At 72.4% G+C, this 23,530-nt stretch carries 22 protein-coding genes; 9 read left to right on the top strand and 13 right to left on the bottom strand.

What is annotated here, in order from left to right; all coding sequences use genetic code 11:
- The first annotated feature begins 122 nt into the window (after window positions 1-122).
- Window positions 123-1,562 carry a cysteine desulfurase/sulfurtransferase TusA family protein gene (locus ACGF4C_RS06790; RefSeq protein ID WP_393563836.1) on the top strand — a complete coding sequence of 480 codons (1,440 nt, stop codon included), beginning with the start codon at window positions 123-125 and terminating at the stop codon, window positions 1,560-1,562.
- Between the two features lie 44 nt (window positions 1,563-1,606).
- On the opposite strand, the gene ACGF4C_RS06795 is transcribed toward ACGF4C_RS06790, so the two are convergent.
- Entirely contained in the window at window positions 1,607-2,584 is a 978-nt protein-coding gene (locus ACGF4C_RS06795) for a carbohydrate kinase family protein (protein WP_393563837.1), read from the bottom strand.
- A 256-nt stretch (window positions 2,585-2,840) separates the two neighbouring features.
- Here ACGF4C_RS06795 and ACGF4C_RS06800 point away from each other — a divergent pair, with 256 nt between their 5' ends.
- Window positions 2,841-4,352 carry a hypothetical protein gene (locus ACGF4C_RS06800; protein WP_393563839.1) on the top strand — a complete coding sequence of 504 codons (1,512 nt, stop codon included), beginning with the start codon at window positions 2,841-2,843 and terminating at the stop codon, window positions 4,350-4,352.
- Between the two features lie 94 nt (window positions 4,353-4,446).
- Here ACGF4C_RS06800 and erpA read toward each other — a convergent pair whose 3' ends face one another.
- A complete protein-coding gene (gene erpA, locus ACGF4C_RS06805) occupies window positions 4,447-4,803 on the bottom strand; it encodes an iron-sulfur cluster insertion protein ErpA (protein ID WP_030070025.1) in 357 nt (118 codons plus the stop codon).
- A 288-nt stretch (window positions 4,804-5,091) separates the two neighbouring features.
- On the opposite strand from erpA, the gene nadA reads away from it, so the two are divergent.
- A complete protein-coding gene (gene nadA / locus ACGF4C_RS06810) occupies window positions 5,092-6,279 on the top strand; it encodes a quinolinate synthase NadA (protein WP_030415445.1) in 1,188 nt (395 codons plus the stop codon).
- Window positions 6,280-6,316: 37 nt separating this feature from the next.
- Here the strand turns inward: nadA and ACGF4C_RS06815 are convergent, their stop codons facing one another.
- On the bottom strand, window positions 6,317-6,829 hold the full coding sequence (locus ACGF4C_RS06815) for a hypothetical protein (RefSeq protein WP_393563842.1): 513 nt from the start codon (window positions 6,827-6,829) through the stop codon (window positions 6,317-6,319).
- 71 nt (window positions 6,830-6,900) lie between these two features.
- Window positions 6,901-7,152, bottom strand: coding sequence for a hypothetical protein (locus tag ACGF4C_RS06820; protein ID WP_393563843.1), 252 nt, complete (start codon window positions 7,150-7,152; stop codon window positions 6,901-6,903).
- A 129-nt stretch (window positions 7,153-7,281) separates the two neighbouring features.
- Between ACGF4C_RS06820 and ACGF4C_RS06825 the strand changes: the two genes are divergently transcribed.
- Both ACGF4C_RS06825 and ACGF4C_RS06830 read left to right on the top strand, forming a co-directional pair.
- Window positions 7,282-8,127 (top strand): Scr1 family TA system antitoxin-like transcriptional regulator, encoded by an 846-nt coding sequence (locus ACGF4C_RS06825; protein ID WP_393563845.1) that lies wholly within the window; start codon window positions 7,282-7,284, stop codon window positions 8,125-8,127.
- Window positions 8,106-8,321: a DUF397 domain-containing protein gene (locus ACGF4C_RS06830; RefSeq protein WP_393563847.1), complete on the top strand. Its 216-nt coding sequence runs from the start codon at window positions 8,106-8,108 to the stop codon at window positions 8,319-8,321. The genes ACGF4C_RS06825 and ACGF4C_RS06830 overlap by 22 nt, the downstream gene beginning before the upstream one ends.
- Here the strand turns inward: ACGF4C_RS06830 and ACGF4C_RS06835 are convergent.
- The 8 genes from ACGF4C_RS06835 to ACGF4C_RS06870 all read right to left on the bottom strand — a co-directional run bounded on the left by ACGF4C_RS06835 (window position 8,318) and on the right by ACGF4C_RS06870 (window position 19,119).
- On the bottom strand, window positions 8,318-9,490 hold the full coding sequence (locus tag ACGF4C_RS06835; RefSeq protein ID WP_393563849.1) for a ferritin-like protein: 1,173 nt from the start codon (window positions 9,488-9,490) through the stop codon (window positions 8,318-8,320). The genes ACGF4C_RS06830 and ACGF4C_RS06835 overlap by 4 nt on opposite strands.
- Entirely contained in the window at window positions 9,487-11,508 is a 2,022-nt protein-coding gene (locus tag ACGF4C_RS06840; RefSeq protein WP_393563850.1) for a GMC family oxidoreductase, read from the bottom strand. Before ACGF4C_RS06840 ends, ACGF4C_RS06835 begins: the two co-directional genes overlap by 4 nt.
- Window positions 11,505-12,260, bottom strand: a complete 756-nt coding sequence (locus ACGF4C_RS06845; protein WP_393563852.1) for a hypothetical protein — start codon at window positions 12,258-12,260, stop codon at window positions 11,505-11,507. The genes ACGF4C_RS06840 and ACGF4C_RS06845 overlap by 4 nt, the downstream gene beginning before the upstream one ends.
- A gap of 229 nt (window positions 12,261-12,489) precedes the next feature.
- The gene (locus ACGF4C_RS06850) at window positions 12,490-15,663 is read right to left on the bottom strand and encodes an efflux RND transporter permease subunit (RefSeq protein WP_393563853.1); all 3,174 of its coding nucleotides are present in this window, start codon (window positions 15,661-15,663) and stop codon (window positions 12,490-12,492) included.
- Window positions 15,664-15,865: 202 nt separating this feature from the next.
- Window positions 15,866-16,552, bottom strand: coding sequence for a response regulator transcription factor (locus ACGF4C_RS06855; RefSeq protein ID WP_362142583.1), 687 nt, complete (start codon window positions 16,550-16,552; stop codon window positions 15,866-15,868).
- A complete protein-coding gene (locus ACGF4C_RS06860) occupies window positions 16,549-17,850 on the bottom strand; it encodes a sensor histidine kinase (RefSeq protein ID WP_393563855.1) in 1,302 nt (433 codons plus the stop codon). Before ACGF4C_RS06860 ends, ACGF4C_RS06855 begins: the two co-directional genes overlap by 4 nt.
- 125 nt (window positions 17,851-17,975) lie before the next feature.
- Window positions 17,976-18,254, bottom strand: coding sequence for a hypothetical protein (locus ACGF4C_RS06865; protein WP_030415434.1), 279 nt, complete (start codon window positions 18,252-18,254; stop codon window positions 17,976-17,978).
- A 64-nt stretch (window positions 18,255-18,318) separates the two neighbouring features.
- Window positions 18,319-19,119, bottom strand: coding sequence for a PspA/IM30 family protein (locus ACGF4C_RS06870; RefSeq protein WP_307810944.1), 801 nt, complete (start codon window positions 19,117-19,119; stop codon window positions 18,319-18,321).
- Between the two features lie 283 nt (window positions 19,120-19,402).
- Between ACGF4C_RS06870 and ACGF4C_RS06875 the strand changes: the two genes are divergently transcribed.
- A complete protein-coding gene (locus tag ACGF4C_RS06875) occupies window positions 19,403-19,999 on the top strand; it encodes a DUF3043 domain-containing protein (protein WP_310728016.1) in 597 nt (198 codons plus the stop codon).
- A 93-nt stretch (window positions 20,000-20,092) separates the two neighbouring features.
- Here the strand turns inward: ACGF4C_RS06875 and ACGF4C_RS06880 are convergent, their stop codons facing one another.
- A complete protein-coding gene (locus tag ACGF4C_RS06880) occupies window positions 20,093-20,308 on the bottom strand; it encodes a hypothetical protein (protein ID WP_393563857.1) in 216 nt (71 codons plus the stop codon).
- A 121-nt stretch (window positions 20,309-20,429) separates the two neighbouring features.
- On the opposite strand from ACGF4C_RS06880, the gene ACGF4C_RS06885 reads away from it, so the two are divergent.
- The 3 genes from ACGF4C_RS06885 to cobT all read left to right on the top strand — a co-directional run bounded on the left by ACGF4C_RS06885 (window position 20,430) and on the right by cobT (window position 23,453).
- Window positions 20,430-21,707 (top strand): bifunctional adenosylcobinamide kinase/adenosylcobinamide-phosphate guanylyltransferase, encoded by a 1,278-nt coding sequence (locus ACGF4C_RS06885; protein ID WP_393563859.1) that lies wholly within the window; start codon window positions 20,430-20,432, stop codon window positions 21,705-21,707.
- A gap of 62 nt (window positions 21,708-21,769) precedes the next feature.
- Window positions 21,770-22,396, top strand: a complete 627-nt coding sequence (locus tag ACGF4C_RS06890) for a hypothetical protein (protein WP_393563860.1) — start codon at window positions 21,770-21,772, stop codon at window positions 22,394-22,396.
- 10 nt (window positions 22,397-22,406) lie between these two features.
- Window positions 22,407-23,453, top strand: coding sequence for a nicotinate-nucleotide--dimethylbenzimidazole phosphoribosyltransferase (gene cobT / locus ACGF4C_RS06895; RefSeq protein ID WP_393563861.1), 1,047 nt, complete (start codon window positions 22,407-22,409; stop codon window positions 23,451-23,453).
- Window positions 23,454-23,530 lie beyond the last annotated feature (77 nt).

Genomic DNA, 23,530 nt, shown 5'->3' on the forward strand with positions numbered 1-23,530 from the left:
CCCGATTACCCGCTCCCACCTGGCATCTGACGGCCTGCCCGGCCCCGGCCCGCGGGCGGGTGGAACGGGCCACTCCGGTGGGCCCGCCGCCGACCTCCGCCCGGGGGGCTAACGTCGGGTACGTGCCCTACTTCGACGCCGCGTCCGCCGCTCCCCTCCATCCCGTCGCCCGTGAGGCGCTGCTCGCCTCGCTCGACGAGGGCTGGGCCGACCCGGCGCGGCTCTACCGCGAGGGCCGGCGCGGCCGGCTGCTGCTGGACGCCGCGCGGGAGGCCGCGGCCGAGGCCGTCGGCTGCCGCCCGGACGAACTGGTTTTCACCCCTTCGGGTACCCAGGCGGTGCACGCCGGGGTGGCCGGTGCGCTGGCCGGGCGGCGCCGGGCCGGCCGCCGGCTGCTGCACTCCGCCGTCGAGCACTCCTCCGTCCTGCACGCCGCCGAGGTCCATGCCGCGGCCGGCGGCACCGTCGCGGAGCTGGCCGTGGACCGTACGGGCCGGGTGGCCGCCGGGGACGTCGCGGCCGCGCTCACCCCGGACACCGCGCTGGTCGCGTTGCAGTCCGCCAACCACGAGGTGGGCACCGAGCAGCCGGTCGAGGAGGTGGCCGAGCTGTGTCAGGAGGCCGGGGTGCCGCTGCTGGTGGACGCGGCGCAGTCGCTGGCGTGGGGGCCGGTGCCCGGCGCCTGGTCGCTGCTGGCGGCCAGTGCCCACAAGTGGGGCGGCCCGCCCGGCGTCGGGCTCCTCGCCGTCCGTAAGGGCACCCGGTTCGCGCCCCAGGGGCCGCGGGACGAGCGGGAGGCCGGCCGGAGCGCCGGTTTCGAGAACATCCCGGCGGTGGTCGCGGCCGCGGCCGCGCTGCGCGCGCTGCGGTCCGGGCCGGCGGCCGACACCGAGGCGGCCCGGCTGCGGGAGCTGGTGGACCGGATCCGCACCCGGGTCCCGGAGCTGGTTCCGGACGTGGAGGTGGTCGGCGATCCGGTGCGCCGCCTCCCCCACCTCGTCACCTTCTCCTGTCTCTATGTCGACGGGGAGACCCTGCTGCACGAGCTCGACCGGGCCGGCTTTTCCGTCTCGTCCGGATCGTCCTGTACGTCCAGCACCCTGACGCCGAGCCATGTGCTGCGCGCGATGGGGGTGCTGTCCGAGGGCAACGTCCGGATCTCGCTGCCGTACGGCACGGCCGAGGCGGACGTGGAGCGGTTCCTGGAGGTGCTGCCCGGGGTCGTGCGGTCGGTGCGGGAGCGGCTGGGCGTGCGGGCGGCGGAGCCGGTGGCCGGAGCGGCGGACACCGCAGGGGCCGCGCCGGAGGAGCCCGCCGGGGCGATGGCGGAAGAGCCGGAAGGGGTCGTCGTCGATTCGCTCGGGCGGCGCTGTCCCATCCCGGTCATCGAGCTGGCGAAGGCCATCGGGCAGGTGCCGGTCGGCGGGACGGTGACGGTGCTCTCCGACGACGAGGCCGCCCGGCAGGACATCCCCGCCTGGTGCGGGATGCGCGACCAGGAGTACGTGGGAGAGCGGGCGGCCGAACACGGCGCCGCGTATGTGGTGCGGCGCCGCGCCTGACGTGCGGAAACGGGCCGGGCGCGGGAACCGCCCGGCCCGGCCGGTCAGGCGGCCAGGTGCTCCTGGACCTCGGCCGCGGCCTCGTGGCCGTACGCCTTGGTGAAGCGGTCCATGAAGTGGCTGCGGTGCAGCTCGTACTCCTGGGTGCCGACGGTCTCGATGACCAGGGTGGCGAGCATGCAGCCGATCTGGGCGGCGCGCTCCAGGCTGACGCCCCAGGCCAGGCCGGACAGGAAGCCGGCGCGGAAGGCGTCGCCGACGCCGGTGGGGTCGGCCTTGGTCTTCTCCTCGGGGACGCCGACCTCGATGGCGGGCTCGCCGACCCGCTCGATGCGGACGCCGTTGGAGCCGAGGGTGGTGATCCGGGTGCCGACCTTCGCCAGGATCTCGTCGGCGGTCCAGCCGGTCTTGGACTCGATCAGGCCCTTCTCGTACTCGTTGGAGAAGAGGTAGGCCGCGCCCTCCATGAGGTTGCGGATGCCCTCGCCGTCCATCCGGGCGATCTGCTGGGAGAAGTCCGCGGCGAACGGGATTCCGCGGCTGCGGCACTCCTCGGTGTGCCGGATCATCGCCTCCGGGTCGTCCGCGCCGATCAGGACCAGGTCCAGGCCGCCGACCCGCTCGGCGACGTGCTGCAGCTCGATCAGCCGGGCCTCGCTCATCGCACCGGTGTAGAAGGAGCCGATCTGGTTGTGGTCGGCGTCGGTGGTGCACACGAAGCGGGCGGTGTGCAGGACCTCGGAGATGCGCACGGAGCGGGTGTCCACGCCGTGGCGGTCGAGCCAGGCGCGGTACTCCTCGAAGTCGGTGCCCGCGGCGCCGACCAGGACCGGCCGGATGCCGAGCTGGCCCATGCCGAAGCAGATGTTGGGGGCGACGCCGCCCCGGCGGACATCGAGCTGGTCGACCAGGAAGGAGAGGGAGACCGTATGCAGCTGGTCGGCCACGAGCTGGTCGGCGAAGCGGCCGGGGAAGGTCATCAGGTGGTCGGTGGCGATGGAGCCGGTGACTGCGATACGCACGACGGGTCTGCTCCTGTTGGGACGGCGTGAGGGGCGGCGGACGGGGAAACGGTACCGGTCGGGAGGGTGCCCCGCCGGTCATCCGGAACAGCTGGCAGCCGGTGGCCGCGCAAACCCTCCCATAGTAGATCCGCCCGGCCGGGCCGCCGGCCGGGGGCGCCGGGGAACCGGATCCGGACCGGGTCCGTCCCATCGGCGTCCCCTCACAGAGGCGGGCAGCAGGCCAGAAGTTCAGCGGAGCTGAAGGAGCGATGCGGTGAACGCCGAGGACACCCCTGACACCACCGATCCCAAGGAGCGCACGCGCCGCACCCGGCTCGTGGTCGCCTCGATGGCCGCCGCGGTACTGGTGGCCGGGGGCGGCGCGGCGTACTGGGCCTCGTCCGCGTCCGACGGCGCCGGCTCCGGGCCGGGCTCCGGGCACGGCAATCCGCCGCCGCTGGCGCTCGACGGCTATTCGGGCGGCTCGATAGCGGCCGGGGAGCCCAACCCGCAGGGGGCGAAGTACCGGGCCGTGGCGAAGCTGCCGGGCGGGCCGGGGTCCGCTCCGGTGTACCGCCCGAAGGGCGAGGTCGCCCGGGAGACGGTGGAACGGCTGGCGAAGGCGCTGGATGTGGCCGGAAAGGTCAGGTCGGAGGGCAGCACCTGGAAGGTCGGTGAGGTCACGCCGGACTCCCGCGGGCCGATCCTCCAGGTGAACAAGAGCGGCTCGGGTTCCTGGACGTTCTCCAAGTACGGCACGCCGGGCGGTACGAACTGTGCGCTGCCCGCCTCACCCAAGGGCAGGACCGGCCAGGAGCGGCCCGGTGGCGGCGGGCCGTCGAGCCGGCCCGGCTGTCCCTCGTACCGCGGTGGCGGGGACCTCGCGACCCAGGACGACGGCAGCGGCGCGGGCGCGGTGTCGCCGGAGAAGGCGAAGCGGGCGGTGCGGCCGGTGCTGACGGCGCTCGGCCAGGGGGACGCCGCGGTCGACGCGAGCGGGCTGTCCGGCGCGGTGCGGATCGTCACCGCCAACCCGGTGCTCGGCGGGCTGCCGACGTACGGCTGGCAGAGCGATCTGCAGGTCGGCTCGGACGGTCAAGTGGTCGGCGGCAGCGGGCAGTTGGCGAAGCCGGTCAAGGGCGCGGTGTACCCCGTGCTGAATGCGGACAAGACGCTAGCGCGGCTGAACTCGGGTGACGGCCGCAAGCCCGCCCCCTGCCCCTCGACGCCCGGCCGCAAGGGCGGATCGGACGGCAAGGGCGACCAGATCGCGCCCTGCGAGCCGGCGCCGACCAAGGGCCAGCAGCCGGCCGAGGTGACCGGCGCGGTCTTCGGGCTCGCGGTGCAGTACGTGGACGGCGGCCAGGCGCTGGTGCCGTCGTGGCTGTTCAAGGTCCGCCAGCCGGGCACCGGCAACGGCCCGGACGCCACCACGACGACGGTGACGCATCCGGCCGTGGACCCGAAGTACCTGGCCCACAAGGAGCCCACCCCCAAGCCGCCGTCCGGCAAGCCGGGCGTGATGGCGCTGGAGTCGTACGACGTCGGGGACGGCGGCCGGAAGCTGACCGTGCACTTCTGGGGCGGGGTGTGCAGCGTCTACTCGGTGAGCGTGGAGGAGTCGGCCACGGCCGTGAAGACCAAGGTCACCGCCCGGGACAAGAAGCCGGGGCAGATCTGCGTGAAGATCGCCCGGGAGTTCACCAAGACCGTGGAGCTGCAGAAGCCGCTGGACGGCCGGAAGGTGATCGACGTCTCGACCGGTGAGTCCGTGCCGAAGCGGTGACGGCGACGGCCGGGCGGGTCTGCGCCCGGCAGCGCGCGAAGGCGGCGCCCCCGGCCAGGGGACGCCGCCTTCGCGCGCTCTTACCCGGTGCTCCTTAGCTGAAGGAGTCGCCGCAGGCGCAGGAGCCCGTGGCGTTCGGGTTGTCGATCGTGAAGCCCTGCTTCTCGATGGTGTCGACGAAGTCGATGGAGGCACCGCCGAGGTAGGGGGCGCTCATCCGGTCCGTGACGACCTTCACGCCGTCGAAGTCCTTCACGACGTCGCCGTCGAGCGAACGCTCGTCGAAGAAGAGCTGGTAGCGCAGACCGGAGCAGCCACCGGGCTGAACGGCCACCCGCAGCGCGAGGTCGTCCCGGCCCTCCTGCTCCAGCAGGCTCTTGACCTTCGACGCGGCCGCGTCGGACAGGATGATGCCGTCGCTGACGGTGGTCTTCTCGTCCTGCACGCTCATCTACATCTCTCCCGGGTTGTACGGACCGCTTGTCATCGGATGCCACAAGCTGCAACCGGCGACGCCCCGGAATTCATTCCGGCTTGGCGTTGTCTCTTTTCATGCTCGCACACCGGCCGCCGGGAACCGGTGGCCTACCGCACACGGCGGGGTGCTGATGCGTCACATCGACACTATGGCCATCGTCAAAGTGACGTGAAGCAGCTATGATAGATAGCGTCAAATAGACGAAAAGGCATGCACCCGCAAAAAGGCGCGTGCCTCAGAGTTGTCTGCAGAGAAGAGAGGGTGCGTGTCGTGACCACCGCCCAGCCCCTGGACGTCCAGCCGACCCCGCTCGCGCTGCTCCTCCTCGGCCGCGAGGCCGACCCGAAGAGCGAGCGCGGCGTGGAGTGCCCCGGTGATCTGCCGGCCCCGTCGGACCCCGACCTCGTCGAGCGCGCCCGCGCGGCCAAGGCGAAGCTCGGGGACAAGGTCTTCGTCCTCGGGCACCACTACCAGCGCGACGAGGTCATCGAGTTCGCCGATGTGACCGGCGACTCCTTCAAGCTCGCGCGGGACGCCGCCGCCCGGCCGGACGCCGAGTACATCGTCTTCTGCGGTGTGCACTTCATGGCCGAGTCGGCCGACATCCTCACCGGTGACGACCAGCAGGTCATCCTCCCCGACCTGGCCGCGGGCTGCTCGATGGCCGACATGGCGACCGCCGAGCAGGTCGCCGAGTGCTGGGACGTGCTCACCGAGGCCGGCATCGCCGAGCAGGTCGTACCGGTCTCATACATGAACTCCTCCGCCGACATCAAGGCCTTCACCGGCAAGCACGGCGGCACGATCTGCACCTCCTCCAACGCCAAGCGCGCCCTCGACTGGGCCTTCGAGCAGGGTGAGAAGGTCCTGTTCCTGCCCGACCAGCACCTGGGCCGGAACACCGCGGTCCGGGACATGGGCATGTCCTTGGACGACTGCGTGGTCTACAACCCGCACAAGCCGAACGGCGGCCTGACCGTCGAGCAGCTGCGGGACGCGAAGATGATCCTGTGGCGCGGCCACTGCTCGGTGCACGGCCGGTTCTCGCTGGACTCGGTCAACGACGTGCGCGAGCGCATCCCCGGCGTGAACGTCCTGGTCCATCCCGAGTGCAAGCACGAGGTCGTGGCGGCGGCGGACTACGTCGGCTCGACGGAGTACATCATCAAGGCGCTGGAGGCCGCCCCGCGCGGCTCGAAGTGGGCCATCGGTACGGAGCTGAACCTGGTCCGCCGCCTGGCGAACCGTTTCGCCTCCGAGGACAAGGAGATCGTCTTCCTCGACAAGACGGTCTGCTTCTGCTCGACGATGAACCGCATCGACCTCCCCCACCTGGTGTGGGCCCTGGAGTCGCTGGCGGCCGGCAAGGTCGTCAACCGCATCCAGGTCGACAAGGAGACCGAGAGCTTCGCGAAGCTGGCGCTGGAGCGGATGCTGGCGCTTCCGTAGGGGCGGCGGGCCGGGTTGCACGCCCGGCCCTCCTCGGCTACTCCAGGGACCACTTGACCTTGTCGGTGTCCTTGATCGCGGTGGCGCAGGGACCGGTCGTGATCTTGGTGTCGTTCACGTACGCGGTCCACTTCTTCCCGTTGGCGGCGTCCCCGTGGATGTTGTCGACGACGAAGTCCTTCGCGGTGGCGTCCCAGTGCGCCACCAGACCGAAGTGGTACTCGTCCTCGGCGTCGACCAGCGCGGTGAACGGCGTGGGGGCACCGCCGGCCGCCGCGCAGGGGTGCCCGTAGACGGGGTGCCCCGTCGTCCAGATGATCCCGAGGCTGGCGGTGAAGAGCCCGCCGGTGATCGCCACCCGTACGCCGGCGAGCGGTCCGGGGGCCGGGCTGGCCGTCGGGCTGGCCGTCGGGCTGGCCGCCGGGTGGGGCGCGGCGGGCACGGCGACGGCGCGGGGGGCGACCGCGGGGTCCACCAGCGCGAAGGCGAGCACACAGGCGAGCCCGGCGGCGGGCACGAGGGCGGCCTTGCCGGTCGGTGCGGAGAGCACGGGCTACCTGCCTTTCGCTTCTGACATCGCTTTGTCGTCTTTTCATACCAGCACTCACGGCTACCTTCCCATCACCCCCCGCATTCGGCGAGCCGGTCGCCCCGACTCACGGCGATCCGGACGACGTCCCGCAGCGCGAGCCGCAGCACCCTGGATTCCGCGGTGGGCTCGTCGAGCAGCAGCTCGGCCGCGGCGAGCATCTGCTCCTCGATGTCGTCGGCCAGCATCGACATCCGGCTCCCCGGATCGTCGGCCCGCAGGTAACAGAGCTGACCGCCCGGCCCCGTCCACGGCAACAACCGCCATGACGAACCCTCGAACATATGACCTACTTTCGCTGAGTTGGTCGGCTGATTACGGTGTGTATCGACATGGTTGCCGAGTGAGGCGAGCTCTCAACAGGGGCCTGACGTCTACCTGTTGAGCGTGGGACGAGTGAGAGACGAGACGCCATGAAGTTCACGCCGAAGGAACTGACCCCGTACCTGTCCGCCCGGCACTACTTCGGGTCGGAGCAGCGCCGGCACCGCGAGCTGGCGAGACTGTCGCTGGTGCAGCTGGCGGACATCGTGAACTTCAGCAAGAGCACGTTGGGGCGGGTGGAGGTCGCGGAGCTGATGCCACCGCCGGAGCTGCCGAGTGCGCTCGACGCGGCGTTCGGCACGGGGCAGCACTTCTACGGGCTCCATCAGCTGGCCAAGCGCGAGACGCATCCGGACTATTACCGCCAGCTGATGGACTACGAGGCACAGGCGGAGGTGATCGAGGCCTTCGCGACCCAGATCGTGCCGGGGCTGCTGCAGACCGAGGCGTACGCCCGCGCCCTTCTGAGTCAATCTCCCGGAGTGACACCGGAGCTCGTCGAGGAACGCCTGCAGGCTCGCCTCGGCCGCCAGGAACGGCTGCGGTCCGCTACGCCTCCCCTCCTCTGGGCGATCCTGGACGAAGGCCTCCTGTATCGGCCAATTGGTGGCCCGGACGTCATGCGCGGACAACTGGAGGCGTTGGCTTCGCTGGCCGATACGCCGACCACCAAGGTCCAGGTGCTCCCGTTCGAACACGGTGGATACGCGCTGATGGACGGCCCGACGGTGCTCATGAGGCTTCCGGGCGGCAAGGTGGTGGCGTATGACGAATACCGTGCCAGTGGTCGTCTCATGGAGGACCCGGCCGATGTGAACCGACGCTGGAGGGGTTACGACGAGGCTCGGGCGTACGCTCGGTCCCCGAGGGACTCTGCGGACATGATCCGTAAAGCGATGAAGGGATTCGAGCAATGTGCAGCAGCGCCGAACTGAGCAACGTCGCCTGGCGGAAGAGCAGTTACAGCAACGACGACGGAGCCGACTGCGTCGAGGTAGCCGACAACATCCCCGGCCTCGTCCCCGTGCGGGACAGCAAGAACCCCGGCGGCCCCGCCATATGCATCGGCGAGGCCGCGTGGGCCGCGTTCGTCGGGATGGTCAAGGACGGGCCGTCCCTGGGCGGTTAGTGGGACGGGACGGGTGAGAGGTCGATCGGCCGGCCGGGCTCCAGGCCGGCCAGCCGTACGTTCTCCTCGACCGTGGGGCCGACGGTGTCGAACTGGGACTGCTCCAGTTCGAAGGTGGGGCTGGCGTAGAGGCCCCGGGCGGCCAGCTTCGGGTCGGGGTGCGGGTTGCGGTAGAGCTGCTCGGAGCGGTCGCGGAGTTCCAGCATGGTGGGGATCGCGAGGGCCATCGCGCGCGGGGTGCCGTTGAACGCCGTGTGGAGGTAGCGCAGCAGCGCCGCGTAACGGGTGTTGAAGGCGACCGCCTGCTCGTGGACCGCGCTGGTCGTGGCGTACTTCCGGTAGTCGGCGATCTTGGAGTCGCCGTGGATGGGGTACGCGTCGTCCCAGGTGACGTCGATCAGGGGGCCGCTGGGTGGGTCGGCGGGGGTGTCGTGGGGGCCGTAACTGCGGCCGCTGTAGATCTCGTTGAAGCGGAAGTAGTGGGCGAGCTGGCGCTGTTCGCCGAAGATCAGGTCGTCGCTGTCCCAGATCGTGCCGTCGGTGCCCTCGCCCTGGTCGCTGATCACCCGGATGGCCAACCGGGCCGACTTCAGGTCGTGGACGGCGAAGACCTCGCCGCCGGAGTTGTAGAAGTCGTCCGGGCCGACCTGGCGGGTGGCGGGGCCGGTGAAGACCGCGGCCTCGCCCTGTTCCTTGACGAGGTGCTCCAGGCCCTGGCGGATGGCGTCGTAGAACTGGCCGATCGACGTCCAGCCGTCGCCCGGCTCGGGCTTGGGGGCCAGCTTGCGGGGCGTTTCGATGGCGAGGAACGTGCGGAGGGCCGCGGGTGAGAAGTGCTGGAGGCCGATGAGGGGCAGTCGGTCGCTGCTGAAGGGGAGCTTGGCGGGGTACTTGGCGACGAACCGGGAGTGGCCGACGTCCGGGGTGCCGCCGACCGCGTTGAGGAGGTTCGCGGCGAGCGTCATGTGGAGCATTTCCTCCAGCAGGACGCTGCGGATGGCGAAGTAGGCGGGGCGGTTGGTGCCGGAGTGGATCGAGTACATGCCGGTCATGTAGACCGGGATGGTGAGGTGTTCCACCTCCAGGGCCGCCTGGAGGTACGCGCGCAGGGTCTTCAGGTCCTTGGGGATGCCGAATCCCTGGGCGTCCAGGGCGAGGGCGGTGATCACGCGGTCACCTTCTCCTTCTCCGGGGTTTCCGGCTCCGGGGTTTCCGGCTCCGGGGTTTCCGGCCGTTCCGTGCTCGTCCCCTCCGGGGTGCGGACGTTCACCGGGCGGCGGGCGGCCGCGAGGTCGCGGTGGATCTGGGCGGCGCTGCGCAGGGCCAGCGCCAGCATCGTGAGCGTGGGGTTGCTGGTGCCGATCGACGGCATGCTGCCGCAGCCGATGGCGTAGAGGTTGGGGTGGTCGTGGGTGCGCTGGTCGGCGTTGACCACGGACGTCCTGGGGTCGGTGCCCATGATGTGGGTGCCGGCTCCGTGGCCGGCGCCGCTGTAGGCGAGGTCCAGGGTCTGCCCGTCGACCGAGTGGACGAAGTGGCCGAGGGGCGGGACACCGTCGTGCGGGGCGTGGTCGGTGTAGTCGGTGGCGCCGAGCCGCGCGAAGATCTTCTGGGCGACGAGGCGCGCGGCGAACAGGCCGGTGCGTACGTGGTCGTCGAGGTTGTAGGTGAGGATCGGCCGGGGGTTGCCCATCGCGTCGCGGTGGCGGGCGGGGTCGATGGTGACGCGGTTGCCGGGGTCGGCGGACTGCTCGACGGCGATCTGCAGTTGCAGCTGGCGGCCGATGGAGCTGCCGAGCAGCCGGCGCAGTTCGGGACCGAAGACGCCGTCGGGCCGGACGTTGCCGTCCTTGTCGCCGCCGATGCCGAGCGCGGTGGCGACGTTGCTCATGGGCGCGCCGGTGGCCCAGCCCCAGCCCCAGTTGCCGATCTCGATGCGGAACGGGGCGCGGGTGCGGCGCCCGGGGCCGCCGCGGAAGACCTCCCAGCCGGAGGTGTGGCCGGGGCCGCGGAACGGCCCGACCGGCCCGCCGGCCTCCGGGGCGAGCGCCCAGCTGAGGAGCGTGGGGTGGTCCATCAGGTTGCGGCCGACCTGTCCGCTGGTGTTGGCGAGGCCGGAGAAGAGCAGCAGCCGGGCGTTCTCGATGGCGTGCGCGGCGAGTACCACCACGTCCGCCTCGGCCAGATAGGAGCGGCTGACCGGGGAGGCGGGGTCGGTGTAGGTGCGGTATTCGACACCGGTCACGGTGCCGGCCGAGGTGGCCCGGACCCGGGTGACCACGCACCGGGTGGCCAGGGTGACGGACGGCGGCCAGGCGGCCTGGAGGCGCAGCGGATGGGATTTGGCCTGGACCGGGCAGATGGGGACGCAGCTGGCGTTCCCCACGCAGCGCTCGCCGTAGTTGGGCAGGCCGACGGCGCCCTCGATGCGGTACGGGGCCCGGTAGGCGGGGTTCGGGGTGGAGTTGCGGGCCTGGGGCAGGCCGAACGTCCGCAGGGTGTACGGGAGTTGGGCCACCGTGTCGTCGATGACCGCGTCCGCCAGGCGGGCGTCGCAGTACCGGTCGATATAGCTCTGCGGGATGTGGTGCATCGGGTACTCGTAGGCGGGGTCGGTGACCACGCCGAGTTCCTTCTGTTCCTGGGCGTGGCCGGCGACGCCGAGTTCCCGTTCGGCCTCGGCGTACCAGGGCTGGAGGTCCTCGGCGGTGAGCGGCCAGTCCAGGCCGTAGGAGTAGCTGCTGCGGGTGGCGAAGTCGTCGGGGAGCATCCGGGGGACGGCGCCGAGCCAGTGCATGGCGGCGCCGCCCAGCTCCCGCAAGTAGTCGGTGCCGTACGGGAGTTGGCCGTTCTGGACGAAGTAGCCGTGGGCGGTGAACTCGGGCTTGCCGGCTTGCGGGTTGCGCACCGGGGCGAGGTCGAGGACGTCCGGGGAGGGGGCGGCCTTGTTGGGGCGGTAGGCGGAGTTGGGGACCTTGGCCACGGCCGAGTAGAAGGTGGACAGCGAGTCCAGGTAGCCGGGCCAGGTCTCGGTGCCGCCGTTGCCGGCCTCCAGGACGAGGACCTGCCAGCCCTGAGCGCCCAGCCGCTTGGCGAGGGCGGAGCCGGCCCAGCCGCCGCCGACGATGATCGCGTCGTAGCGGCGGCGGGCGGCACCTTCCGCGGAGAGGGTCTCGGTCTCGGTCATGACGTGCCCTCCTCGGGGGCCGGGGCGCCGGGGACCTCAGGGGTGACCGCGACCTCAGAAGTGAGGGGGACGGCGGCGGTGGGGACGGCGGACGGGGGGACGTCGCGGCTGACGCGCCGGCCGGGGAGCAGGTGGGCGGGGATGTCCTGGGCGTCCGCGAGGCCGAGGTCCGCGCGGAGGCGGGCGGTGTCGGGCAGCTCGGGGGGTTTGACGGCCCAGGTACCGAAGCCCGGCGGTTTGGCGCCCGCCGGGTGGCCGTGGAAGGTGCGCCAGACCAGGCCCTCCACGTAGGCGCTCGGCGCGGGGACGAACTCGGTGTTGGCACTCTCGCGCCGCAGATCGGCGTGCGCGGCCGGGGCGAGACGCGGCCAGGCACCGGTGTACCAGAGGTAGATCAGGGCCCGGGCCACCTCGCGATGGGTGGGGGTGAGCACCTCGGGGCCGTGCCCTTCCGCGACGGCGCGTTTCCAGGCGGCCCAGAACGCGGCGAAGCGGTCCTCGCCGACCTGGCGGCGGGCGGTGTCGAGGTAGAGGCGGGCGGTGCCGGTGGCGTGCAGGTCGAACGCGGCGAAGCCGGTGAGTGGGACGCAATGGGTGACGAAGTCGGTGAGTTCGTCGGCGAGTTGGGCGGGGAGGCGGTGGCCTGCGAGTTCTTCGGACGAATCGCGCAGCCCGTCGCCGGGGAGTTCGTGCGGCTCGTGGTCGGGAAGTTCGTGCGGCTCGCCGTCGGCGGGCGATGCGGGGACGGTCATCGTTCTCCTCCCGGAGCGGCATATGCGGCATATACCGGTGGCCATGCTTCTCAACTGCGGTCCACGCATGCCGACATGCGGGGATAAACCACTGAAAGGCGTATGACGGAAGGTCAGTTGGGGACCGGGAGCCACCGGCGTGCGGGTGGGGCGCGCTGCGCAGGCGGCTACGAAGGAGCCCCCGCAGCCGGCATGCGGCTGCGGGGGCTCGTTCGGGAGGGCGGGGTGGCTACACGGCCGCGTGCTCCGGGGTGGGCTCGGTCTCCCTGGTCGGGGTGCCGGCCTTGGCGGCGCGCTTGGCGGCCTTCTTCTTCGTGCGGCGTTCCTTGCGGAGTTCGATCATCGCGTAGAGCGTCGGGACGAGGAGGAGGGTGAGCAGGGTGGAGCTGATCAGGCCGCCGATCACGACCACGGCCAGCGGCTGGGAGATGAAGCCGCCGTCGCCGGTGATGGACGCGGCCATCGGCAGCAGCGCCATGATCGTGGCCAGGGCGGTCATCAGGATCGGGCGGAGCCGGTGCCGGCCGCCCTCGACGACCGCTTCGACGACGCCGTAGCCCTGGGCCCGGTACTGGTTGATCAGGTCGATCAGCACGATGGCGTTGGTGACCACGATGCCGATCAGCATCAGCATGCCGATCATCGCCGGGACGCCCAGCGGGGTGCCGGTGGCGAGGAGCAGGCCGACCGCGCCGGTGGCCGCGAAGGGGATCGAGACCAGCAGGATCAGCGGCTGGATCAGCGACCGGAAGGTGCCGACCAGCAGCATGAAGACGATCGCGATGGCGGCCAGCATGGCCAGGCCGAGCGAGGAGAACGCGTCGGACTGGTCCTGGGAGACGCCGCCGATGGTGGCGGTGGCGCCCTCCGGCAGCTTCAGGCCGTTGATCTTGGTCTGCAGCTCGGCGCTGACCGCGCCGGTGTTGTCGCCGGTCGGCTTGGCGGTGATGGTCGCCGAGCGGGCCCCGTCGATCCGGGTCATCTGGACCGGGCCGGGCACGGTCTTGACCGTGGCGAGGGTGCCGAGCGGCACCGGGCCGCCCGGGGTGGGGATGGCCAGCTTCTTCAACTGGGCCTCGGTGGTGGCCGGGTGGGCCGCCTTGATGACGATGTCCCGCTCGGTGTTGTCCAGGACGGCCGTGCCGGTGGTGGTGCCGCGGACCGCCTGGGCGACGGCGCCGCCCAGCGTGGTCTGGTTGTAACCGGCCGCGGCGGCCTTGGCGTTGGGCGTGACGGAGATCCGCGGCACGCTCTGCGCGAGGTCGCTCTGGACGTCGGTGACGTGGTCGAGTCCGGCGACGGCCGTGCGGACCTGCTCGCTGGCCCGCTTCAGCACGTCGGCGTCGCCGGCCTTGACGACCACGCTGAGGTCCTGGTTGCCGAAGCCGCCGCCCGCGGTGATCGTGGTGTCGCCGATGGCCGGGCCGAGCTTGTCGAGCTCCGTGCGCAGGTGGTCGGTGACCTTGCCGGAGTCGGCCTTGTCCTTCAGCTTGACCTGGTAGGACGCCTGGTTGGCGCCGGTGCCGCCGCCGAACGCCGCCATGAAGCCGGAGGAGCCGACGGTGACCTGGTAGTCGGCGATGTCGTCGTCGGCCGCGAGCAGCTTCTCGACCTTCTTCGCCTGGGTGTCGGACGCGCCGAGGCTGGTGCCGGGCTTGAGCTCCTGCTTGACGGTCAGGGTGTCCTGGTCGCCCTGGTCGAAGAAGTTGGTCTTCAGCAGGGGGCCCATGGCGAACGTGCCGATGAGGACGACGACCGCGATGACCAGGCTGGTGAGCCGGCGGCGGGTGGCGAAGCGCAGGACCGGGACGTAGAGCCGCTGCAGGGCGCTGCGGGTCTCCTTCTCCTCGGCCTGGCGGCGCAGTTCGTCCGCCGTGGTGCCCTCGGGGATCTGCGGGGCGCGCAGGAACCAGTACGACAGGACCGGCACGACCGTGAGGGAGACGATCAGCGAGGAGAGCAGGGCGACGGTGACGGTCAGCGAGAACGAGCCGAACAGCGCGCCGACCATGCCGCCGACCACACCGATCGGGAGGAACACCGCGACGGTGGTGAGGGTCGAGGAGGTGATCGCGCCGGAGACCTCCTTGACGGCGGAGAGGATGGCCTCGCGGCGCTCCTCGCCGTAGCCCAGGTGCCGCTTGATGTTCTCCAGGACGACGATGGAGTCGTCGACGACCCGGCCGATCGCGATGGTGAGCGCGCCGAGGGTGAGCATGTTCAGGGACAGGTCACCGGTCCACAGCACGATCAGGGTGATGACGACCGAGAGCGGGATGGAGACCGCGGTGACCAGCGTCGAGCGCAGGCTGAGCAGGAAGACCAGGATGACGATGACGGCCATGGCCAGGCCGAGCATGCCCTCGGTGGTCAGCGACTCGATGGACTTGGAGACCGCCGGGCCCTGGTCGGAGACGACCGTGACGGAGGTGCCCTCGCCGAGGTCCTGATGGATCTTCGGGAGCTTGTCCTTGACCGCGTCGGAGATCGCGACCGCGCTGCCGTCCTGGTCCATCGTCACCATGACGGCGAGGCTGGGCTTGCCGTTGGTGCGGGTCAGGGAGGTCGGCGCGGCCGGCTCCTCCTTGACGGTGGCGACGTCGCCGAGCCGGACCGCCTTGCCCGCGGACGGGCCGCCCGCGGCCCCACCGGCCCCCGCGGCCGGCGGGACGGTCAGGTCCTTGATCTGCGCGACGGAGGTGAAGCCGGCGCCGACCTGGACGGTCCTGCTCTGGCCGTGCTCGGCGAACGAACCGGCCGGCACGGACGTGCCGCCGGCCTCCAGCGCCTGCCCGAGCGCCTGCGCGGTCAGGCCGGCGGCGGCGAGCTTCTTGTCGTCGGGGGTGACCGCGACGATCCGGTCCTGGACGCCGCTGACGGTGACCTGGCTGACCCCGTCGATGTTCTTCAGGTCCGGGACGACGCCGCGGTTGAGCTGGTCGGCGAGGGTCTGCTGGTCCTTCGTGGAAGAGGAGACGGCGAGGACGACGGTGGGGATGTCGTCCGTCGAGCCGGCCACGACCTGCGGGTCGACGTCCTTGGGCAGCTTGGCCCGGGCCCGGTTGACGGCCTGCTGGACGTCGGCGACCAGGCGCTTGGAATCGTTGCCGTAGTCGAACTGGGCCATGATGACGCCCGAGCCCTCGCTGGACGTCGAGGTGACGCTCTTGATGCCGTCGACCGCCTGGACGCCGTCCTCCAGCGGCTCGATCACCTGCTTCTCGACGACATCGGGCGAGGCGCCCTGGTACGGCGCGAGCACGGAGACCATCGGGAGTTCGATGGAGGGCAGGAGCTGCTGCTTGAGCTGGGGTATCGCGATGGCGCCGAAGGCGATCGCGACGATCGACATCAGCGCTATCAGGCCCCGTTGTACGAGGCTGAGCCGGGACAGCCAGGACATGGGTGGGGTCTCTCTCTTCTGTTCTGAAGGCGGGACGGTCGGCCGGGCCGGGGCAGGCGGGCGCCCTTCGCCGGGGCCGACGGCGGGGGCCCGTTGCGGGCCCACTTACACCTTCGGCCATGACCAGGCCGGTTTTCCTCGCTCGCAGGTCGGTTTCCGTCCCGGGGCCCGTACCGCGTTCGGAGTACGGGCCGCTCCACCTCTACTGCACCCGTGGGCGTACGAGGCCCGATTCGTAGGCGATGACGACCAACTGTGCGCGGTCGCGCGCCCCGAGCTTGGCCATCGCCCGGTTGACGTGCGTCTTGACGGTGAGCGGGCTGACCGCGAGCTGTTCGCCGATCTCGTCGTTGGACAGTCCGCCGGCCACCAGGACGAGCACCTCGCGCTCCCGGCCGGTCAGCATCGTCAGCCGCTCGGCGCCCGGGCCGTCGGGCCCGCCGTCGCCCGGACCGCTGCCCTGGGCCAGGAACTTGGCGATCAGGCCCTTGGTCGCGGCGGGCGACAGCAGCGCCTCACCGCCCGCCGCGATCCGGATCGCGCCGAGCATCTCGTCCGGTTCGGCGCCCTTGCCGAGGAAGCCGCTGGCGCCGTTGCGCAGCGACTGGACCACGTAGTCGTCGACCTCGAAGGTGGTCAGGATGACCACCCGGACGTCGGTGAGGTCCGGGTCCTCGCTGATCATGCGGGTGGCGGCCAGTCCGTCCACGCCGGGCATCCGGATGTCCATCAGGACGACGTCGGGCCGCTCGGCCTTGGTCAGTTCGTAGGCCTGTGCGCCGTCGGAGGCCTCCCCCACCACCCGCATGTCCGGCTCGGAATCGACCAGCACGCGGAACGCGCTGCGCAGCAGCGCCTGGTCGTCGGCGAGCAGCACCTTGATCGTCATGTCGTCTCCCCCGTACGGACGGTCTGCAGTGGAAGGGTGGCCCGCACCTGGAAGCCGCCGGCCGCGCGCGGGCCGGTCACGATCGTGCCGCCCAGCGCGTAGACCCGCTCGCGCATCCCGATCAGGCCGTGGCCGCCGCCGTGGTCCTCCGGCCCGTCGGTGCCCCCGGCCGGCGGGCCGGACCGGTCGGCGGGCCGCCGGCCCGGCACTTGGGCCGTGCCCGCGCCGTCGTCGAGGACGGTCACGGTCAGCGCGGAGGCGTGGTACGCGATCCGGATGGTGGCCCGGGCGCCCTCCCCGGCGTGCTTGTGGACGTTGGTCAGCGCCTCCTGGACCACGCGGTAGGCGGTGAGGTCGACGGAGGCGGGCAGCGGGCCGGGGGCCTCGGGCACCTCCAGCTCCACCGGGAGCCCGGCGCGGACGAAGCCGTCGACGAGCTGGTCGAGCACGCCGAGGCCGGGCGCGGGCTCGGTCGGCGCCTTCGGGTCGTCGGACTGCCGCAACAGGCCGACCGTGGCGCGGAGTTCCTCCAGCGCCGAACGGGACGCCTCGCGGACGTGGGCGAGGGCCTGCTTGGCCTGGTCGGGGCGGTTGTCCATGACGTGTGAGGCAACCCCGGCCTGGACGTTGACCAGGGCGATGTGGTGGGCGACGACGTCGTGCAGCTCCCGGGCGATGCGCAGCCGCTCCTCGGCGACCCGGCGGCGGGCCTCCTCCTCGCGGGTGCGCTCGGCGCGTTCGGCCCGTTCCCGGATGGCGTCGACGAAGGCGCGGCGGCTGCGGACCGCGTCGCCCGCGGCGGCGGCCATACCGGTCCAGGCGAAGATGCCGAGGTTCTCCTGGGCGTACCAGGGGCGGGGGCCGTAGAGCATCGCGGAGGCGGTCAGGACGACGACGGTGAGGGCGCCGATCCGCCAGGTGGTGGGGCGGTCGGTGCGGGAGGCGACGGTGTAGAGGGCGATCACCGCGGCGACCGCCACCGGGGCGCGCGGACTGCTCGCGTCGGCGACCAGCTCGACGAGGGTGAGCGCGCCCGTGGCCGCCAGGACCGAACGCGGCAGCCGGCGGCGCCACACGAGCGGGGCGCAGGCCAGCGCGGCCAGCAGCACGGTGGTGACGGTCAGCTCGTGCGGGACGATGCGCGGTCCGTGGACCCGGTGCGGGTCGGCCACCGCCCCGAAGAGGATGCAGCCGAAGACGGCCACCGCCAGGACCGCGTCGAACGCGAGCGGATGCGCCCGGCACCAGGCGAAGCGGCCGGCGCGGGCGGCGTCCGGGCGGGGGTCGAGGAGACTCACAACAGCAAACGGTAGCGCCCCGGTCCGCGGGGGACCGGGGCGCCGGGTGCCGGTGCACTGGAAAGGGGCGGCCGGTGGCGGCCGGCCGCACGGGCGCGGACGGCCGGTGGCCGTCCGCGGCGGACTCAGCCCGGGATCAGGCCGTCGTCGCTGAGCATCTCCCGGACCTCGGCGAGCGTGGCGTCGGGGGACGGCAGGATCAGTTCGGACGGTTCGAGGGCGTCGTCGGGGAGCGGGGTGCCCATACGGCGCACCGCGTCCAGGAGAGCGCCGAGCGTGCGCCGGAAGCCGGCCTCGTCGCCGCTCTCCATCTCTTCGAGCAGTTCGTCGTCCAGCTTGTTGAGCTCGATGAAGTGGGCATCGTCCAGCTTCACCTGGCCCTCCCCCATGATCCGTACGATCACGACGGTCTCCCTTGGTCCGCTCCGACGGTCTCGCGATCCCTGCGAGGCTAACCGCCGCCGCTCGTCACTGCTTGTCGAAACGCGGCTGGTCCTGCTGCGGGGCGGGCCGGCCCTGGCCGCCCTGACCGCTCTCGATGGCCTGCTGGCCGGCCGACGAACCGCCCGCGAGCTCGGCCTTCATCCGCTGCAGCTCCAGCTCGACGTCGCTGCCGCCGGAGAGCCGGTCCAGCTCTGCGGTGATGTCGTCCTTGGCCATGCCGGACGGGTCGTCCAGCGCGCCGGACGCCATCAGCTCGTCGATCGCGCCGGCCCGGGCCTGCAGCTGCGCGGTCTTGTCCTCCGCGCGCTGGATGGCCAGACCGACGTCGCCCATCTCCTCGGAGATGCCGGAGAACGCCTCGCCGATCCGGGTCTGCGCCTGGGCCGCCGTGTACGTCGCCTTGATCGTCTCCTTCTTCGTGCGGAAGGCGTCGACCTTGGCCTGCAGCCGCTGCGCGGCGAGCGTGAGCTTCTCCTCCTCACCCTGCAGCGTCTGGTGCTGCGTCTCCAGGTCCGTGACCTGCTGCTGCAGCGCGCTGCGCCGGGTCAGCGCCTCGCGGGCCAGATCCTCACGGCCGAGCGCCAGCGCCTTGCGGCCCTGGTCCTCCAGCTTCGCGGACTGGCCCTGGAGCTGGTTGAGCTGCAGCTCCAGGCGCTTGCGGGAGGTCGCCACGTCGGCGACGCCGCGGCGTACCTTCTGCAGCAGCTCCAGCTGCTTCTGGTACGAGTAGTCGAGGGTCTCGCGCGGGTCTTCGGCCCGGTCCAGGGCCTTGTTGGCCTTCGCGCGGAAGATCATCCCCATCCGCTTCATGACACCATCGCTCATGGGCCTCGCGCGCCCCCTTCTGACCGACTTGCATCGGGCTTAGGCTCCAGCACATCTACAGACCCCACAGTACGGGCCCTGGTTCCATTACCGCACTGTTCGCGCCCGGATGCGCTCCTCCTCCAGGACGATCGGGACGGCCTTTTCTCCCGCGCAAGGAGTAGGGAAGGGGTTGCGGGGCGTTGCCGGACGGGGGTGGGCGCCGCCTTCCGGGCGGTGCCGTTGCCGGATCGTGCCCGTCGGCCCCTGGTCCCGGGGCGGCGACCACGTACTCTTGGGTGTTGTGTTCCGAAGCCGTTCGAAGGATGAGCAGGCCGCGACCGCCAAGGTGACCGCGGACCAGCCCCAGCAGCCCCGCGACCCGCAGGCCCCCAAGGGCCGCCCGACGCCCAAGCGCAGCGACTCCCAGTCGCAGCGCCGGGCCCGTGCGCACACCCCCACCAACCGCAAGGACGCGGCAAAGGCCCAGCGTGAGGCCCGCCGTGCCGATATGGCCCGGCAGCGCGAGGCGCTGGCCAACGGCGACGAGCGGTACCTCCCGGTGCGGGACAAGGGACCGGTGCGCCGGTTCGCCCGCGACTACGTCGACTCGCGCTGGTGCGTCGCGGAGTTCTTCCTGCCGATGGCCGTGGTGATCCTGGTGCTGACCATGATCCGGGTGCCGTCGATCCAGAGCATCGCGCTGCTGCTGTGGCTCGTGATCATCGTGCTGATCGTGCTGGACTCGATCCTGATCTGGTTCCGCCTGAGCAAGCGGCTGCAGGAGAAGTTCCCGAACGAGAACCTCAAGGGCGTGAAGGCCTACGCGGTCATGCGCACGCTCCAGATGCGGCGGCTGCGGCTGCCGAAGCCGCAGGTCAAGCGGGGCCAGCGGCCGTAACTCCGAAATTTCCGGATACGACGAAGGGCCGGGTCCGCCGGGCGGCGGGTCCGGCCCTTCGTGCTGTCCGGTCGAGCTCTCCGGGCGGGCTGCTCAGTCTTCGTCGGCCGCCTTGAGGCTCATCGGGGCCGGGTAGATCTCCTGGCCGTCCTCGAAGAGGCGGACCTGCTCGACGCCGCCTTCGAGGAGGGCCTTCCACTCCTCGCCGATCCACGATTCCGCGTCGCCCTGCGTCGTGAACTCCTCCGGCTCCACGGCGGGTACCGCCTCCGTACCGTCCGCCTTCTCGAACCGCCACGTCCACGCCATGTCCGCCTCCTGGTCCCACCGGGTACGTGAAGTCGTGCTTCCGTGCTGATCGAGAGCCTAACGGCCGTGTCGAGTCCGCCCCCGCCGCGCTCACCGCGAGCGGACGCGAGAAACTCGCGGTGTGGATGTGACTCTCCTCGGCACCGGGGCCCCGCTGGGGCTGCCGCGGCCCGGCTGCCCGTGTGCCGCCTGTGCGACCGCCGTCGGCGACGAGGCGCGGGCGGCGACCGCGCTGCTGGTCGACGGCGCGCTGCTGATCGATCTGACGCCGGGTCCGGCCTTCGCGGCCGCCCGCGCCGGACAGTCGCTGGCGGGCGTACGGCAGGTGCTGCTGTCGCATCCGCACGAGGGGCCGGCGATGGAGGTGCCGGCCGGGCTGCCGACCCCGGGCCGGGTCGCGGACGGCCGGGAACTGGCGCTGCTCGACGGGCACCGGATCCGGGCCCTCGCGGTGGACATCCCGGGCACCGCGTACGAGATCTCCGGGCCCGCCGGTGAGCGGCTGCTGTATCTGCCGCCGGGCGCGGCACCGGCCGGGCTGGTGGACGGGAACGGGGTCGCCGGCGGCGGTTACGACGGCGCGGGCGGGAACGGCCCGTACGACCTGGTGCTGCTCGACGTCCTGGGGCGGCCGGACGCGCTGGCGCGGCTGCGGGCGAGCGGGGCGGTGGACGCGGCGACGGACGTGGTGGCGGTGCACCTCGACCACGACGTGCCGCCGGGGCCCGAACTGCACCGCAGGCTGGCGGCGGTGGGCGCGCGGGCGGTGCCGGACGGCAGTTCGCTGGTGGTCGGCGAGTACCACGCGGTGCCGGACCTGCCGCGCCGGACGCTGGTGCTCGGCGGGGCGCGCAGCGGGAAGTCGGTGGAGGCGGAGCGGCGGCTGGCGGCGTTCCCGGACGTGCTGTACGTCGCCACCGGCGGCAGCCGGGACGGCGACGCGGACTGGGCGGCGCGGGTCTCGCTGCACCGGGAGCGGCGGCCCAGCAGCTGGCGGACCGTCGAGACCTGCGATCTGGTGCCGCTGCTGGCCGAGGACGGGGCCGGCGGGGCTTTCGGCACGGACCGGCCGGGCGGCGTCCCGCCGCTGCTCATCGACTGTCTGGCGCTGTGGCTGACGCACGTCATGGACGAGGTCGGCGCGTGGGACGACGCGACCTGGGAGGGCGGCGGCCGGAAGGCGCTGCGGGAGCGGACCGACGCGCTGGTGGCGGCGGTACGGGCGACCCAGCGGCCGGTGGTGGCGGTCAGCAACGAGGTCGGTTCGGGGGTGGTGCCGGCGACGCCGGCGGGCCGCCGGTTCCGGGACGAACTGGGGCGGCTGAACGCGTCGTTCGGCGCGGAGTGCGAGCAGGTGCTGCTGGTCGTCGCGGGTCAGGCGCTTGCGCTGCGCGGATGACGCGGGCCCGGCCGCGCCCGTGTCCGCTTGCCCGGGGGCGCGCCGCCGGGTGCTCTTGAACCGTGACCGGATACGGGCTGACCGAGTGTGTCGACGCGGCCGTGCGCGCCTATCTGGCGGAGCGCCCGGAGGCCACCGTGGTGGCGCTGGACGAGGGGCTCGGCACCGGCTTCTGGCGGCTGGACAACGGGCGGCTGCACTGGCTGTCGGTGCTGCCGGAGGAGGCCGCCGCGGTGCGCCGGATGCTGCTGCCGGACACCGCCCGGCGGCACACCCTCGCCCGGGAGCCGGCCGGCCGGGAGTGGCCGGCCGCGGTGCCCGGGACGCCCCGCGGGGTGGTGGTGATCGCGGCCGGGGTGCTGCGGCGGCTGCCGCTGCCGGCCGGGCGGGCGCTGCTGGCGGTGTGCGCGGCGCGGTTCCCCGGCGGTGCGCTGGTCTTCGACGCGCTGCCGCGGCGCGCGGCCGCCCTGGTCGCGGGCCGTCCGGGTCTCGTACCGGGGCAGGTCCGCCGGCCGGCGCCGGGGCGGCATCGGCCGCCGGTACCGCGGGCGTTGCGGCCGCGGGTGTACGAGGTCCGCTTCGCGGCCGGGCCCGCTTCCGTACCGGAGGGCGAGCGGCCGCGGCGGGGCGGGAGCGGGGCCGGCGACGGCGGCCGCAACCCCGCCGCACGCCGAACGCATTGCCGGTAATCTGCGGCCAATGAGCGCCCTGAACCTCGATGACTTCGCCCATCTGATCGAGCGCCCCGATGGCGGGGTGCGCCGTGACGCCGAGGAGCGGCGGGCGCGGCTGGCCGTACCGCCGGGCGCGCTCGGCCGCCTCGACGAGCTCGGCGAGTGGCTGGCCGGCGCGCAGGCGCAGGTGCCGGTGCGGCCGATCCGGCAGGTCCGGCTGGTGCTGTTCGCCGGCGATCACGGGGTGGCGGAGCTGGGCGTCTCGGCCCGGCCGGCCGGCGGGACGAAGGACCTGGTCCGGGCGGTGCTGGAGGGCGCGAGCCCGGCCGCGGTGCTGGCCCGGGGCGCCGGGGCGCAGCTGCGCGTGGTGGACATGGCGGTGGACTGCGACGCCGGGGAGCTGCCCGAGGAGGTCACCCGCCACCGGGTGCGGCGCGGCAGCGGCCGGATCGACGTCGAGGACGCGCTGACCGCCGAGGAGGCCGAGGCGGCGTTCCGGGCCGGGATGGCGGTCGCGGACGAGGAGGCGGATGCCGGTACGGACCTGGTGGTGCTGGGTGATCTGAGCGTCGGCGGCACGACCGCGGCGAGCACCCTGGTCGCCGCGCTGTGCGGCACGGACGCCTCGGTGGTCACCGGGCGCGGCGGGGCACGGATCGACGACCTGGCGTGGATGCGCAAGTGCGCGGCGATCCGGGACGCGCTGCGGCGGGCCCGGCCGGTGCTCGGCGACCAGCTGGAGCTGCTGGCCACGGTCGGCGGCGCGGACCTGACCGCGATCACCGGGTTCCTGCTGCAGAGCGCGGTGCGCCGGACGCCGGTGATCCTGGACGGGGTGGTCTCGGCGGCCTGTGCGCTGGTGGCGCAGCGGGTGGCGTTCCGGGCGCCGGACTGGTGGCTGGCGGGTCAGGCCAGCGGCGAGCCGGCGCAGGCCAAGGCACTGGACCGGATCGCACTCAACCCTCTGCTCGACCACGGCGTCACTGCTGGCGAGGGGACGGGGGCGCTGCTGGCCCTGCCACTGGTGCAGGCGGCCGCATCCCTGGCGGCAGAACTTCCCGTACACGACTGAGGTGCGCGCCGCCCCGGCCGGGGCGGCGCTCCTTCCCGCCCGTACCGGACCACCGGCGGCGCCCCATAAGATCTCGG

The sequence above is a fragment of the Streptomyces sp. NPDC048197 genome, from assembly GCF_043202395.1.
Taxonomy (GTDB): Bacteria; Actinomycetota; Actinomycetes; order Streptomycetales; family Streptomycetaceae; genus Streptomyces; species Streptomyces siderophoricus.

Coding starts and splice junctions, on each gene's coding strand:
- erpA (WP_030070025.1), bottom strand. CDS start 4,803: ATGAGCGTGCAGGACGAGAAGACCACCGTCAGCGACGGCATCATCCTG.
- ACGF4C_RS06820 (WP_393563843.1), bottom strand. CDS start 7,152: ATGTTCGAGGGTTCGTCATGGCGGTTGTTGCCGTGGACGGGGCCGGGC.
- ACGF4C_RS06825 (WP_393563845.1), top strand. CDS start 7,282: ATGAAGTTCACGCCGAAGGAACTGACCCCGTACCTGTCCGCCCGGCAC.
- ACGF4C_RS06830 (WP_393563847.1), top strand. CDS start 8,106: ATGTGCAGCAGCGCCGAACTGAGCAACGTCGCCTGGCGGAAGAGCAGT.
- ACGF4C_RS06840 (WP_393563850.1), bottom strand. CDS start 11,508: ATGACCGAGACCGAGACCCTCTCCGCGGAAGGTGCCGCCCGCCGCCGC.
- ACGF4C_RS06845 (WP_393563852.1), bottom strand. CDS start 12,260: ATGACCGTCCCCGCATCGCCCGCCGACGGCGAGCCGCACGAACTTCCC.
- ACGF4C_RS06850 (WP_393563853.1), bottom strand. CDS start 15,663: ATGTCCTGGCTGTCCCGGCTCAGCCTCGTACAACGGGGCCTGATAGCG.
- ACGF4C_RS06855 (WP_362142583.1), bottom strand. CDS start 16,552: ATGACGATCAAGGTGCTGCTCGCCGACGACCAGGCGCTGCTGCGCAGC.
- ACGF4C_RS06870 (WP_307810944.1), bottom strand. CDS start 19,119: ATGAGCGATGGTGTCATGAAGCGGATGGGGATGATCTTCCGCGCGAAG.
- ACGF4C_RS06880 (WP_393563857.1), bottom strand. CDS start 20,308: ATGGCGTGGACGTGGCGGTTCGAGAAGGCGGACGGTACGGAGGCGGTA.
- cobT (WP_393563861.1), top strand. CDS start 22,407: ATGAGCGCCCTGAACCTCGATGACTTCGCCCATCTGATCGAGCGCCCC.